Source organism: Methanomassiliicoccales archaeon, from assembly GCA_036504055.1.
In the GTDB taxonomy this organism is placed as follows: Archaea; Thermoplasmatota; Thermoplasmata; order Methanomassiliicoccales; family UBA472; genus DASXVU01.
Genome location: DASXVU010000001.1, coordinates 16,684 through 29,743 on the forward strand (window position 1 = coordinate 16,684; position 13,060 = coordinate 29,743).

9 protein-coding genes are annotated in these 13,060 nt (G+C 57.6%); 3 read left to right on the plus strand and 6 right to left on the minus strand.

Annotation, left to right across the window (positions count from 1 at the left end):
• Positions 1-3 precede the first annotated feature (3 nt).
• Positions 4-1,440, plus strand: a complete 1,437-nt coding sequence (locus VGK23_00090; GenBank protein ID HEY3418935.1) for a hypothetical protein — start codon at positions 4-6, stop codon at positions 1,438-1,440.
• Here VGK23_00090 and VGK23_00095 read toward each other — a convergent pair whose 3' ends face one another.
• Genes VGK23_00095 through VGK23_00110 form a run of 4 tightly spaced genes read right to left on the minus strand, consistent with a single transcriptional unit; the run spans position 1,441 to position 8,369 of the window.
• Entirely contained in the window at positions 1,441-3,963 is a 2,523-nt protein-coding gene (locus tag VGK23_00095) for an SMC family ATPase (protein HEY3418936.1), read from the minus strand.
• Positions 3,852-4,973 carry an exonuclease SbcCD subunit D gene (locus VGK23_00100; protein HEY3418937.1) on the minus strand — a complete coding sequence of 374 codons (1,122 nt, stop codon included), beginning with the start codon at positions 4,971-4,973 and terminating at the stop codon, positions 3,852-3,854. The genes VGK23_00095 and VGK23_00100 overlap by 112 nt, the downstream gene beginning before the upstream one ends.
• 59 nt (positions 4,974-5,032) lie before the next feature.
• Positions 5,033-6,805 (minus strand): cation:proton antiporter, encoded by a 1,773-nt coding sequence (locus VGK23_00105; protein ID HEY3418938.1) that lies wholly within the window; start codon positions 6,803-6,805, stop codon positions 5,033-5,035.
• Between the two features lie 13 nt (positions 6,806-6,818).
• Positions 6,819-8,369 (minus strand): ATP-binding protein, encoded by a 1,551-nt coding sequence (locus VGK23_00110; GenBank protein HEY3418939.1) that lies wholly within the window; start codon positions 8,367-8,369, stop codon positions 6,819-6,821.
• A 158-nt stretch (positions 8,370-8,527) separates the two neighbouring features.
• On the opposite strand from VGK23_00110, the gene VGK23_00115 reads away from it, so the two are divergent.
• Complete coding sequence (locus VGK23_00115) at positions 8,528-9,166, plus strand: hypothetical protein (GenBank protein HEY3418940.1); 639 nt, start codon at positions 8,528-8,530, stop codon at positions 9,164-9,166.
• A gap of 79 nt (positions 9,167-9,245) precedes the next feature.
• Complete coding sequence (locus VGK23_00120) at positions 9,246-10,109, plus strand: hypothetical protein (GenBank protein ID HEY3418941.1); 864 nt, start codon at positions 9,246-9,248, stop codon at positions 10,107-10,109.
• 7 nt (positions 10,110-10,116) lie between these two features.
• On the opposite strand, the gene VGK23_00125 is transcribed toward VGK23_00120, so the two are convergent.
• Both VGK23_00125 and VGK23_00130 read right to left on the minus strand, forming a co-directional pair.
• Positions 10,117-12,726 carry a cation-transporting P-type ATPase gene (locus tag VGK23_00125; GenBank protein ID HEY3418942.1) on the minus strand — a complete coding sequence of 870 codons (2,610 nt, stop codon included), beginning with the start codon at positions 12,724-12,726 and terminating at the stop codon, positions 10,117-10,119.
• A gap of 97 nt (positions 12,727-12,823) precedes the next feature.
• Positions 12,824-13,060 (minus strand): diphthine synthase (locus VGK23_00130; protein HEY3418943.1); only part of this gene is annotated, 237 nt, incomplete at its 5' end.

The following is a 13,060-nucleotide window of genomic DNA, read 5'->3' on the forward strand; positions in this document are numbered from 1 at the left end:
GCGATGAGCGATGGTCAGGACGGAATTGTCCCTGAACCCCAGGTGCTGAACCCTTACATAGACCAGAGATATCAATACAATTACCCTCCGCCAGTTCCCAGATCTGACCGGCTGACGGTCTTGGTCGTGGTATTTATCGCTGTGGCACTGATCGCGGTCTCGGTCCTGGGTGTTTTTGTCCTGTTAAGACCCGGTGTCGTCCCCGGCGTCCAAGACCAGGGAACGGTACCGACCACCACTGTCGCGGACAGGGACAATGATGGATATCCGGATTCGGTCGACCTTTTTCCAGACGACCCATCTGAATGGTCGGACGGCGACGGCGATGGGATCGGCGACAATGCCGACCCCCTATTCGATGACCAGGACAACGACGGGTTCCCTGACATGACCGATCTTTTCAGGGACCGGGATGTCGGCATCCTGATAAACCTGACAAAGGCAAAGGTATCGGATCGGGTGGATTCCTTGAGCAACGGTGCCCAGGTGTACTTCACGATCTCCATTGATGGTGCGTATAAGGGAAGGATAGACAACGCCGGAGATGTCTGGAATGCAGTTGTCGGCAGAGGTTTCTCGGTCGACGGCAGCTACCTCAACAATGTGGACGATAACCATCGCTTCGCCAACATCTCGATATCGATGTGGGACGAAGATTCGGCCACGAGTGACGATTCCGTTGATATCGACGGGCAATCCCAGACCGGCCGATCGTTGGACATCATGTACGATGTGGTCACCGGCAATTGGACCGGGGATGATACCACCGGAGTTGCCGACGGTTCATTGGACGGAACGCTATCCTCCGATGATGACGATGGCATGCTGTGGTACTCGGTGTCCACTGTGACCATGCTCTCCAACAAGGAGTACCGGTGGCAGTATGACAACGAGCTCTATGCCCTGGACCTTAATGTGACCGCAAAGGACTATTACAGCTATCGCAACAACGGTGCAGACCGCAGCCCCCAGTACGAATCGCAGATGTCCGCCTTTGTCACTTCCGATGACCCGGTGGTGGTCGACCTGGCGCAGAAACTGAAGGCCATCGCCGCCGGCAAAGGCTTCGATCAGCGACAGACAGAGGATCTGGTCTTGTCCTTCTGCCAAGGCATCCAGTATTCCTACGATAACATCTCCGAAGGGCCGGACGAATACTGGCGCTATTCCGTCGAGACGCTATACGATGAGACCGGTGATTGCGAGGACAAATCGATACTCTTCGCCTCGGTCACCGAAGCGATGGGCTTCGACTCGGTGCTCCTGCTGATGACCGGGCATATGGCCGGCGGGATCGCTCTTCCGGGAGGCGACGGGACATATGTACAGAGTGGCGGCATTAGCTACTTCTACTGCGAGACGACCGGAGAGGGGTGGGCGGTCGGTGAACTGCCGCCGGACATGGAAGGGGAACAGGTCGACGTGGTCCAGGTATCATAGTCATCGGATGATGGATACCTCGCTCGAGCCGTCCGACAGCTCCTTGATGCCGATGACGTTGCCCATGAGGTCCTTGACCTCCTCGATGTGCGTGATCAGGACGATCTGCCCGAACTGCTTGGACAAGCCGGTGAAGGTCTGCATGATGTTCCTCTTGCGGATGTTGTCCTGAGAACCGAATATCTCGTCCAGCACCAGGAAGTTGATGCTGCTGCCTGACCGTTCCGATATGACCCGGGATATCGCCAGGCGCAGGCACAGGTTGGCCAGGTCCGCCTCGCCCCCGGAGAACCGGTCCAGCGGATACTTCTGACCCTTGTCGTAGATGTAGATGTCGTAATCCTCATCAAGCTCCATGCCGTTGTACTTGGCCTCGGTCAGTTCCTCGAATAGGCCGGAGGATATCTCCGAGAGCGTCGGCACGATGCGGGAGATGACATTGGAACGGAAGACCTTCATCACCTCGCTCAGGACCGCCAGGGTCTCGCTCTCCTTCTGGATGGCTCCCACCTTCAACTCAACCTCGGCAAGCTGTTTCAGCTGTTCGTCCTTTCCGGATATCTCTGCCTTCCTTCGATCGATGCCGTTCTGCAGCGCATAGGTCTCCTTGGCCTTCGCCTCGCGCCGGTCCCTGACCTCCACGTAGGTCCGCTTTGCCTTTTCCAGAAGCTCGTCGCTGTGGCCAGACGAGGCCATCCGCTCCTGGGCCAGGCTTAGTTCCTCGCGTTCGGCCTCGATGTGCTTTTCCAGCGATGCCTTTTGGGATTCCACTTCCGGCAGGCGTCTCGCCTCGATGGTCAGCTGGTTGTAGAGGTCCGAGGTCCTTTTCAGCTCCAACAGGTCCTTCTTGAGCCTTTCGTAGGCGAGGACATCGAAATCCACCGTCCCGATCCGGGAGATCGCCGAATCTGTATCGGCCATATCGGTCCTTACCTTCGTTACCTGGTCCTCAAGGCCTTTGACAGAGGAGGCGAGTTTCGTTTCCTCGATGACCTCCTTTCTTAGCTTCTGGAGCCGGATATCGATGTTCCCGCGGACCTTCTTGCACTTATCCAGATCGTCATCAGCTGAAGTGAGCTGAGCGGACAGTTCAGCCAACTGACGCCGCATTTCCGAGATCTCCTTCGCCATCAGCTCCAATAACGTCGTGTAATGCTCGGCCAACGTCCTTTCGCAGGTGGGACATTTGCTGTCCGGGCCGATCGATTGGATCTCCGTCCTTCTCTTCTCCCGGGCCGCCGCATCCTTTTCCACGCGCTTTACCTCGCCTCTGAGCCAATCCGACCTGCGGTTAGCGTTCGCGATGTTCTCATCCGCATGCTTCAGGTTGTCCTCGACCGAGGAAAGATGCTTAGAGGGGTCCTTGAGGTCGGCAAGGTCCTTCCTGGAACGGCCGATCCTTTCCACCAGTGAGATGGCTTCCTTCTCCAGTTTGGACCTGCGGGTCCGCTGATAATCCAGCTCCATGAACGATGATCGTAATGACTCCATCGAGTCCTTCCGTGCCACGGAATCCAGGTATTGTCTGTTAGCACCCTCCAGCTCTGTAGCTTTCCTACCCTTTTCCATGAGGGATTCGATGTCCTTTGCCAAACGGTCGACGGACTGGGCGTTCCGTTCCATGCCCGCCCGTAATTCTGCCGCCTTCTGCTTATGTGATGAGTATTCCCGGTATTTGCCTTCGGCCAGGTCCCATTCCGTCTTTACCACGTTGGTCCTTTTGTCCAGGGCCTCGAGGAGCCTTCTTTGTTCCTGGAGCGACGATTCCAGTTGCTGGACATCTGCAGCCAGCGCCGTGCGTTCCGTCTCGATCCTCTTCCTTTTCTCCTGGCCATCGGCTTCGTACAGGAACAGGTTGAGATTCGCCAGTTCGGTACGCTTGCCCTTGGCGTCCTTGTCGATCTCCGTGACCACATCGTCCAGGACATCGATCTCCAGCATTCTCAGTATGGTCTTCTTTCGATCGGCCGGACGGAGCGTCGAAAGCGCATTCAGGTCCTTCTGCCTGGCGAAAACCGAGATGAAGAATGACTTGTAGTCCATGCCCAGCCGGTCGACGATCACGTCGGTGACGCCCTTATCGGTCTTGGCGGTCAGTGAACCGTTCACGCTGAGGGACGCATCGGTCACGCAATTCTTGCCCTTGATGCTTCGGACCACCCTGTAATGGTCCGGTCCGAGATCGAAATCAAGCTCCACCGAGCATTCGTCATTCGGTCCGGCGGACGAGCTCCTAATGCCTTCCTTGGTGGTACGGACGATCGATGACTCGTTACCGTAAAGCGCCCAGGCGATAGCCTCCACCAGGCTGGACTTGCCGGAACCGTTCTGCCCTATGATCCCTACGATCCCGTCGGGGAACTCCACCCGGGCATTGCGGAACTTGCGGTAGTTCTTCAGCTCGAGGTATCTCAGTTTGATCCTTCCAGCCCCCTTTTCAGGTATTCCAACCCCTTCGCCCTGACCTCGTCCTTGCTCACCAGCTCGACCGGATACTGGTCCAGAAAGGACGAGTACTCCGATTCCAGGGAATCGATGCTGGCGCTCTTCCATTGGACCGAGGAGTTCTCCTGGACCACCTCGAACTTGGGTTCGAAATGGGTTGCCGTGGAGGCCTTCTGCACTATGCGGTTGAAGTCCACGGCCTTGTACACTGCCGACGGGACCCGGTTTACGATCAAACGTACTATCCTTCCGTCCATGGATACCGTGTCCAGCACGTTGGATATCTCTTCCATGAGCGAGGCCGTGTCCATTCCCGAGGCGTCGATGGGCCCCAGGTCCATCATCTCCCGGGCGGCGAGCTTGACGAACCTGCGCTTTTTCGAGTCCAGGTCCAGCACTACAAAGCCCTTCGCCTCGTCCGCTTCCGAGAAGGTGAGCCGCTCTATTGAGCCGGCGTAGTAGGCGTTGTCGGCAGCGCTGGAATAGTTGTGGTAGTGTCCTAAGGCGATGTAATCCATATCCGTCCGGAGGTAGGACGATGGGACAATGGTCTCGTTGAACTCGCCCATCTTGAAGACGTTGAGCCCGGAGACCCCGGCATGCAGCGTTTCCACGTTGTAATTCGCATCATCATCCGGGCGGACTTTGTCCAGTTCTGTGAACAGCGCGTCCCCCTCGTTGTGGGGCACGGCATGGATGGTGATGTCGTCCTGGACCACCCGCTCATAGATCCCGCTATAGACCGCTCTGAGCCCCCGGACATGTTCAAGGATCTTGAACACGCTTCCCGTCTCCCTGAGCCTGGGCGTGGAGTGGTTGCCGGCTATCACCACAACCGGGATGTCCGCGGCGGTGATGCGGGCCAGGTTGTCCAGGGCCACCGATATGGCACGATTGGATGGCCTTACCGAATCGAACAGGTCGCCGGAATGGATGATCACGTCCGGATGGATCTCAATGGCCTTGTCAGCGAACTCGGCGAATCTCCTGTATATGTCCATCTCCCTCTGGTTGATGCCGGCCTCATCATCCACCTTGCGGTAGGCGGAGAATCCGATGTGGGTATCGGAGACGTGAACTATCTTCATCCGAGGTCGTTAATCTGCTATCAGTTAAATACGATTGCGGAGAGATGGCCGAAAGTGTGCTAAGGTCCGGAATCCTGCTTCGGTTCCATCAGGTTCTCGCTGAGCAGGTTGGTCATCTTGTCATAGGTCGCCTTGTTGATGTCCCTAAGCCATACCGTGACCATTATGCCTATGACCACGGCCGCCACCAGCAGGAACGGGAAATCCCGGGCCATGGGCGCTATGGGGATCAGCATGAAGAACAGAGCGATGAATGTGAAGATGTAACCCAGTCTGGTCATGATCCGGAAGAACATGTGGCCGGTGCTGTTCTGGAAACGTCCCGCCTCCACCAGTCCCTTTGCCAGTATGACCACGATGTGTTTCATCCTCCTCACGATGCTGATGAGCGGGGGAACGATGAGCGCCACCGAGAGGATCATTCCCAGGGTGGTCGGCAGCAATGACAGTCCGGAGGCCAAGCCATTAAGCAGGTCCCCGAACCCATAGAAGAATCCGGCGAACACCTGGATCATCAGGATGATGGTGAAGTCGACGAATATCCAGAAGAGGTGCCTCAGGATCTCCTTCCTGCTATCGGCATGGGTGGCCATCCAGGACCTAACCTCAGAACGTGTGGACTCTATCCTACGCAGGGAAACGACGATCGATTCGGGCAGATGGGTCTCCAGGAAATCGACCGTCCGCGAGGAATAGCGGAATGTTATGGGCAGCACTATCATAGTGATGAGCGCGGCCCCGATGATAGAGGAATAGAAGAACTGGCTGAGGGTCCCGTTCTCGACCCCGGTCTTGACGATGACGAAGGAGAACTCGCCCATGGCGACCATGGCCATGCCGGACATCATCGAGGAACGGGCGTCGGTGTTGGCCACGTAGGTCGCCGTCGTCACGCTGAACATCTTCCCTACGATGAAAACGCTCGCGATGATGATGGCTGGCAGTATGTTCTCCAGTACCAGCCTAGGGTCGATCAGCATGCCGATGGAAACGAAGAAGACCGCCATGAACATCTCCTTTATGGGCATGGTCTTAAGCACGATCTCCTGCTGGGCCGCCGATTGGGAAACGATGATGCCCATAACGAACGCCCCGATGGCGACGCTCAGGCCGATCTCCGAAGAGAGAAGGGCCATGCCGAAGCACAGTCCGAGGGAAACCAGCAGCAGAACCTCGCTCGGGTACTTCCTCTGCACATAGTTGATTATCCTAGGCACTATCGCGAAGCCCAGCAGTAGGCTCAGTCCGATGAAAAGCACCGCTCCCGCCAGGATGCCCACCGCAGAGGAAAGTCCGGGAGCCTTGCCCGTGCCCAGGGGCGAGACCATGGCCAGTATGATGACGGCGGCAATGTCCTCCATTATCAGGATGCCGATCACTCCGCTGGCATACGGTTTCTGGATGTGGCCCGCGTCCGTCAGTACCTTGACGATGATCGCGGTCGACGAGATCGACATCACCGCCCCCAGGAAGATCGACTCGATGCTGGTCCATCCCAACACCCAGCCGAGGGCGTAGCCGACGGTGATCATTATGACGATCTCGATCGATCCGGCGACGATGGCGAATACCCCGGTCTGGCGCAGCTTGCGGAGGTTGAAGTCCAGCCCGATGGTGAACATCAGCAGAATGATGCCCAGGTTGGCCAGTGAGTTCACCGTGTCGGTGTCGGTGACCAGGTCGAACGGGAAAAGGTACGGCCCCACCAGGATACCGGCCGCGAGATATCCTATCACCACTGGCATTTTCATCCTGGTGAACAGGACGGCGGTCACCCCGGCCACCGCAAGTATGACCGTGATCTCCATCAGGAAACGGATCTGGACATCCAAGGCAAATCACCGATCAGAAGAAGCCCTTGTCCGGGGCCGTCTGCATTGGGCGGGAACGTGAGGCCTCATCGGTCCCGTTGCACTGCCTAAGATATTCCTCATACAAATGTACTTTCACCGGAATGGCGAACGGGGTGAACGGCGACGCGATCAGCGCTTCTCCGGGCATGAGCATCTGGATCTCGTTCTCTAGCATGGAAATGTCCTGCTTCGCCGAATTCCTAAGTATGTCCCGGTCCCGCTTGTCCGCCAGACCGAGTATGAACAGGGTGTTGAACTGGGAGATGATCTCCTCGTTGATCAGCTTCGGTTGCTGCGAAACGGCGCACAGCCCGACCTTGAACTTCCGCCCCTCCCGGGCAATCTGGGCGAAGATGGTCCCCTTTGCCTGGGAAAGCACACGCTGAGCCTCTTCCATGGCGATGAGGACGGGCGGCTGCCTATCGAACTTGGACTTGTCCGAGTACAGTGCCTTGTTCTGCTCGAAGATAGCTCTGGTGAGAACGGTGGATATCAGCAGTTCCTCCGCCTCGAACATGTTGGAGGTGTCGACCAGCACCACCTTTCCGTTGGAGAGGCAGTCGAGCACGTTCTTGGTGATGGACAGCTGCCGGTCGGTGGTGACCAGGTCGAACTGGAATATGCTGTCCAGCCGCCGCTTGATGACATTGACCGTACCTTCCTGGAACTTGTCCTGCAGGTCCTTGACGATGGTCTTGACGTCCTTGTCCCTCAGGGCCATCAGCCAGGCGTCCTTATAGTGGTATTGTGCCGTCTGCAGGCACTCGACCTGTGCGCCGGTGAACTCATACAGGTTCTTCAGGTCGTCTATCTCGATCTCCGAAGAGCTGACATGCAGTGTGGTGTAAGGGCCTTCGAGCTTCCTTGAGCTGAAGACCACCAATCCCTCTTTGGCGGCGGTAGCATGGCACAGCCCCTTCTTGCCCATCTCTCCACCGTCATAGTACTCGCCATGCGGATCGAAGATCAGGAAACCGTAGCGTCTCTCGCGCATGCATGAGAGCGCCAGCGCCTTCATCAGGTTGCTCTTACCCATCCCCGTGGTGGCGAAGATGCCGACATGGTGGGGGAACGAGCGTCCCGATATCCCGACCGGGAAATCCAGTACCTGGTCCCCTGAGCGGAGACGACCGGTCTCTATATCGCCCATCAAGGGACGGAGGAATTCGTAGTCGCCGCCATCCGCCCTTCTGACCCGGGAGAAATGTTCCGGTATCGACTTGACCTTCCTGAACTCCGTCCCGGTGAGATATCCCAGCGGGGAACATATCCCGGTCCGGTAGATCATGTCGCTCATTTCTGCGGGATCGAACTTCTTGTTGTCCTTGTCCCGCTGCATGGCGGTGCCCGCCTCTCGCACCAGCCAATCATCCGAGTCGGCGTCGGCGCCATACTCGACATCCATTACCCGCACCATGTACTTGGTGGCCCCCCCCTTGTCCTCGATGATCAGGATCTCTCCGACCTGGACATCCTCCGAATGTTCGGTCCTGAACCTGAGCTCCATGACGCTGGTCCCGAACACTCTTCCAATGGCTGCCATTTTGTGGATACCCGGTCTTAGGAATGCCTATCCGGATTTAACGTTTATCACCGGCCTCCCGAAGATGATGTCTGTTCTCCAGGCCCATGGGAGCGCTGATGCCAGCGCCCCAGGAAAATGTAAATATGCATGCGCTCAGGTGAACATGTCGGAGAATCATGTTCATCGGACATTTCGCGGTGGCCTTCATCCTCATCTATCTGTTCCCCGGCGTTGACCAGATAATCCCGCTGGTGGGAGTGGCCTTCCCCGATCTGCTCTGGCCTTTCCTGATCTTCATCGGATTGGAGAAGGTCGAGATAAATAAAGAGACAGCACTACAAAAGGAGATCAAGTTCACCCATTACCCGTTCTCTCATTCCCTGGTCATCGGGACGGCCATTGCATGCATTCCAGGGCTTATCATCGCATTGTTGGTCGGTCCGATTGCCGGAATAGTATTCGTCGTCGCCTCATCTTCCCATTGGGTCCTCGATATCCCGGTGCATATGGGCGATCTACCGGTCCTTGGATGGGGGAAAGACAGGAAGGTAGGGCTCGGTCTGTGGGGGAAGCCGATTCCCACCTTCATCATGGAGTTGGCGTTCTACATAGTCGCGACGGTGCTCTTCCTTCCCATGGCCTCTTGGCCTGCGGTCATCGCCATAGGGTTGATCTTCCATATGATGAACATCAATTCGGTCCTTGGCCTATCCAGAACGAATCCGAGCGGATCTCCCCGCTCCTATGCGGCCCTCGCCCTGGTAGGCTTCGGGTTATACATTTCCGCCTTTACGGTTTTCATTGGAAAGGTTTAATGCGCCAGCAGTCGTTCCCAAGATGATGCGCCCCGAGTCCATTCCGCTTGGCAGAGGTGAGGCCATTAGGCGTCCCACTATGCAGGTCATCGGTATTGGGGGGGCGGGTTGCAATACCATTTCTCATATGGGCGAGGACGGGATCGCGGTGTGCTCAGGCAACAAGCATTCCGCAGCGCTGCGGATCAAGCGGATCCTGAGGCTCACTGACAATCAGGTCAAGTCGGCCCGTTCGCTCGATCCCAAGTTCGCCCACACGCTAAACCTGGAGTGGCTGGAGAAGCTCAAGGAGCATGTGGACCGTCCGGACATAGTCTTCATCTTCGTTGGGCTGGGAGGGGAGACTGGCAGCTATGTGACGCCGCTGGTGGCGTCGACCTGCCAGAAGATCGCGAAACTGGTCGTTGTGTCGGCATCCGAACCGTTCTCAGTGGAGGGAACGGACCGGCGGTCAGTGGCCCAGGAGGGTCGGCTGAGGATACAGTCCAGCTGCGATATCCCGATCATCTATTCCAACGATTCGCTGATGCAGATGGTCCCGAACCTGCCCATCCGCAAGGCATTCAACGTCATGGACCAGATCATGCTCTCCCCGGTCTACGAGCTGATCGACGTGCTGACCCAGGAGGATGTCAAGGGCGTAAGGGAAGACTTCCGCGGGTGCACCAAGGTACGATTGGGCGTGGGCTATGGCGGTTCGGGATTGGAGAGGGTCTCGGTGGCGGTGGAGGATGCCTTCACCTCTCCCTGGTTCGACTCGCCGACCGATATGGCCCGTTCAGCCGTGCTGGTGGTCAATTCCTCCGAGCCTGACCCTTATTTGCTGGAGGAGGTCATGAAGGATGTCGCTTCGAGACTGCCCCGGGCAAAGATCCGCTATTCATCCCGGGGGGACCAGGCCCTGGAAAGGCGGATCAAGGTGACCGTTCTGGTCGGATGGTAGTCCCTGTTCATGATATGGTTCCCTTTCTCGATACGATCAGCTTTCTCGCCTCCATCCAGAAGGTGGCGATGAAGGCCGCCACTATCACCAGACCCCACTGTGCCGCACTGATGCTCTGCAATCTTAGGGTCTCGTGCAGGAAAGGCAGCGGAACGGCTATCAACAGCATGACCAAGGCTGCCATCGCCCACAACAGCATCACACGGTTGCTGGTGTAGCCCATATGTGCCAGCGGTTCGCTCGTTGAGCGCATGTTGAACGCCAGGAATATGTGCCCCAACAGCCAGGTGGAGAACGCCACGGTCTGCGAGACCGCCAGGTTGCCGTCCGTATACCAGGTGTATAGGTAGGCGGCGCTCACCGCCGCGAACAGGCTGATCGCCCCTACTGCGATGCTTCCCACCATTTTCCTGTCCATGAACTCATGCTTTGGATCGCGGGGCTTTCGTTTCATCACATCCCCTTCCGCCCTCTCCGCCACGAATGCCGCCGACGCGCCCAGGTCCATGAACAGTTCCAGCATGATGATCTGCACCGGCGAGAAGGGAAGGGGGACGCCCAATCCGATCGGCAGAAGGAACGCCGCTACCAGGGCGGCCTTGCATGCCAGGTAATATCTTACCCCCTTGCTCAGGTTGTCGAACATCTTCCGCCCTTCGCCAACCGCGGTCTGGATGGTGGCGAAGTTGTCATCGGTGAGGACCATGTCGGCGCTCTCCTTGGCGATGTCGGTGGAGCGGGTGCCCATGGCGATCCCTATGTGCGCCTCCTTCAGTGCCGGGGCGTCGTTGATGCCGTCGCCGGTAACCGCCACTATCTCTCCCCTGTCCTTGAGCAACCTTACGATCCTGGCCTTGTGCTCCGGGGAGGTCCGGGCGAACACCGACGTCCTTGCCAAAGCCTCCTTGAGGTCATTGTCATCCATGCCGTCGATATCGGAACCGGTGAGAACGCTCTCGGAGTCGATCCCAACCTGCGCCGCCACGGCCTGGGCGGTCCGCGGGTGATCCCCCGTGACCATCAATACCCGGATGCCGGCATCCCGGCAGCTCTGGATGGATGACCTGGCCTCCTCCCGGGGAGGGTCGAAGAAGCCAGCCATGGCGGCAAAGACAAGACCGGTCTCGTCCCGGTCCCTCTTGTCCTTCAGGTCCCGGTAGGCAAAGGCGATCACACGCTGTCCGGATCTGGCCATCTCCTCGGCCTTTTCCGTGATCTCCTTCCTTAGACCGTCCGTCAGGGGCACTTCCCTTCCCAGTTCCATCGCGTACGACGAGCGGCCCAGCAGGACCTCCGATGCTCCGGAGGAGAACATCCTCTCCCTTCCCTGGATGTCATAGATATAGGTGGCCATCTTCCTCAAGTTGTCGAAGGTGACCTCGTCAACCAGATTCCATCTATTGCTAAGTTCTTCGACGCGCTTGGAAGGGTCGACCTCGGTCAGTGCCTGGGCCATGGGGTTGCGATAGGAATTTCCCACCGCACCATCCCTTATCACGCCGGAAGCTAGCAGGGCCGCATCAATGATCTGAGGGTCAGCGGAGGTCAGGTCCTTCGACGAAATCACCTTGCCGTCGAGGTAGAACGATTCCAGACGCATCTTGTTCTGGGTGATGGTCCCGGTCTTGTCCGTGGCGATCACCGTCACGGAACCGAGGGTCTCCGCTGCCCTAAGCTTCTTAACCATGGCGTGCTTCCGGGAAAGGGCCAGGGCTCCGACGGCCAGCACCATGGTGATGACGATAGGCAACTCCTCCGGTATCGTGGCGAAGGCCAGGGACAGGCCAGTAAGGATCATCTGGCTGTAGTCGTTTATCGGTATGCTCCCGCGGATGATGCCCAGCACCGGGACCAATATCGAGAAGGTCAATGCCACCCACACCAGGAACTTGGCGAGCGCCTTCATCTCCAATTGAAGGGGCGTCCTGGGATCCCGGATCTCTTCCACTATCTTGCCGATCTTACCTATTTCTGCCTGGACACCGGTGGCCACGATGACCGCCCTCCCTTCCCCTCTGGTCACGACGGTCCCGGAGAATACCATATTGTTCCGGTCGGCCAGATCGGTTGATCCCTCTAGCTTGCCAGGGGATTTCTGTACCGGGAACGATTCACCGGTCAGCGACGATTCGTCCGCCTCGATTCCCAAGGACACCAGGAGCCTGGCATCCGCCGGCACCCTCTCTCCCGTCCTCAGGAGCATGATGTCGCCCGGGACCAGGTCCTCGGTCTTCGCCACCATCGGTCTTCCGTCCCGCACCACTTCGGCTACCGGCGAGGACAGCTCCTTCAGTGACAGGATAGATTTCTTGGCCCTGTACTCGTTATAGACCTCGGTGATGACCAGTATGATTATGATGACTATGATGGTGGCAGCATCCGCCAGACTGCCGAGGATGCTGTAAAGGACACCGATGAACAGCAGCAGCAGTATCATCGGTTCCACGATCTCCTCACGGAGGATCACAAAGAAGCTGATCTTCTTCACCTGGAAGAACCGGTTGGGGCCATATTCCCTTAGCCTTTTTTTCGCTTCCTCGCTGGAGATGCCTTTTTCCTTGTCGGTCAAGAGGTCCTTCAAGACCGCTTCCTCGTCGACAGAATGCCAACTGACCATCAAATATCCCGGGTCCCGCGCCTCAACGATGCTTCGTCAAGGCCACCTATGTGTCAAGTGAGGGAATTCACCTTAAGGTTTTTGATGGTCCGGCGCCTCATTCCCCTTCCGCGATCTCCTGAGGTGCACCGGCAAACTTGACCAATGCATAAGCCTCCATGAAATGCAGCTTCGAAGGGACCACCAGTGTATGCAACGGCCCTCCCATGTTCAGCGTGCTCATCTTCTCCGGATAGCCGGCGGCGATCTTCTCGGTCGATGAGCCGATGCGGGCGGCGGCGCAGATAAGGGAATCGTTGGAGATGAGCTTGCGGCCGAATCGCCTCTCCGCATC

Excerpts from the sequence above, each read along its gene's own strand:
- VGK23_00090 (HEY3418935.1), top strand. The coding sequence starts at position 4 with ATGAGCGATGGTCAGGACGGAATTGTCCCTGAACCCCAGGTGCTGAAC.
- VGK23_00100 (HEY3418937.1), bottom strand. The coding sequence starts at position 4,973 with ATGAAGATAGTTCACGTCTCCGATACCCACATCGGATTCTCCGCCTAC.
- VGK23_00110 (HEY3418939.1), bottom strand. The coding sequence starts at position 8,369 with ATGGCAGCCATTGGAAGAGTGTTCGGGACCAGCGTCATGGAGCTCAGG.
- VGK23_00115 (HEY3418940.1), top strand. The coding sequence starts at position 8,528 with ATGTTCATCGGACATTTCGCGGTGGCCTTCATCCTCATCTATCTGTTC.
- VGK23_00120 (HEY3418941.1), top strand. The coding sequence starts at position 9,246 with ATGCAGGTCATCGGTATTGGGGGGGCGGGTTGCAATACCATTTCTCAT.
- VGK23_00125 (HEY3418942.1), bottom strand. The coding sequence starts at position 12,726 with ATGGTCAGTTGGCATTCTGTCGACGAGGAAGCGGTCTTGAAGGACCTC.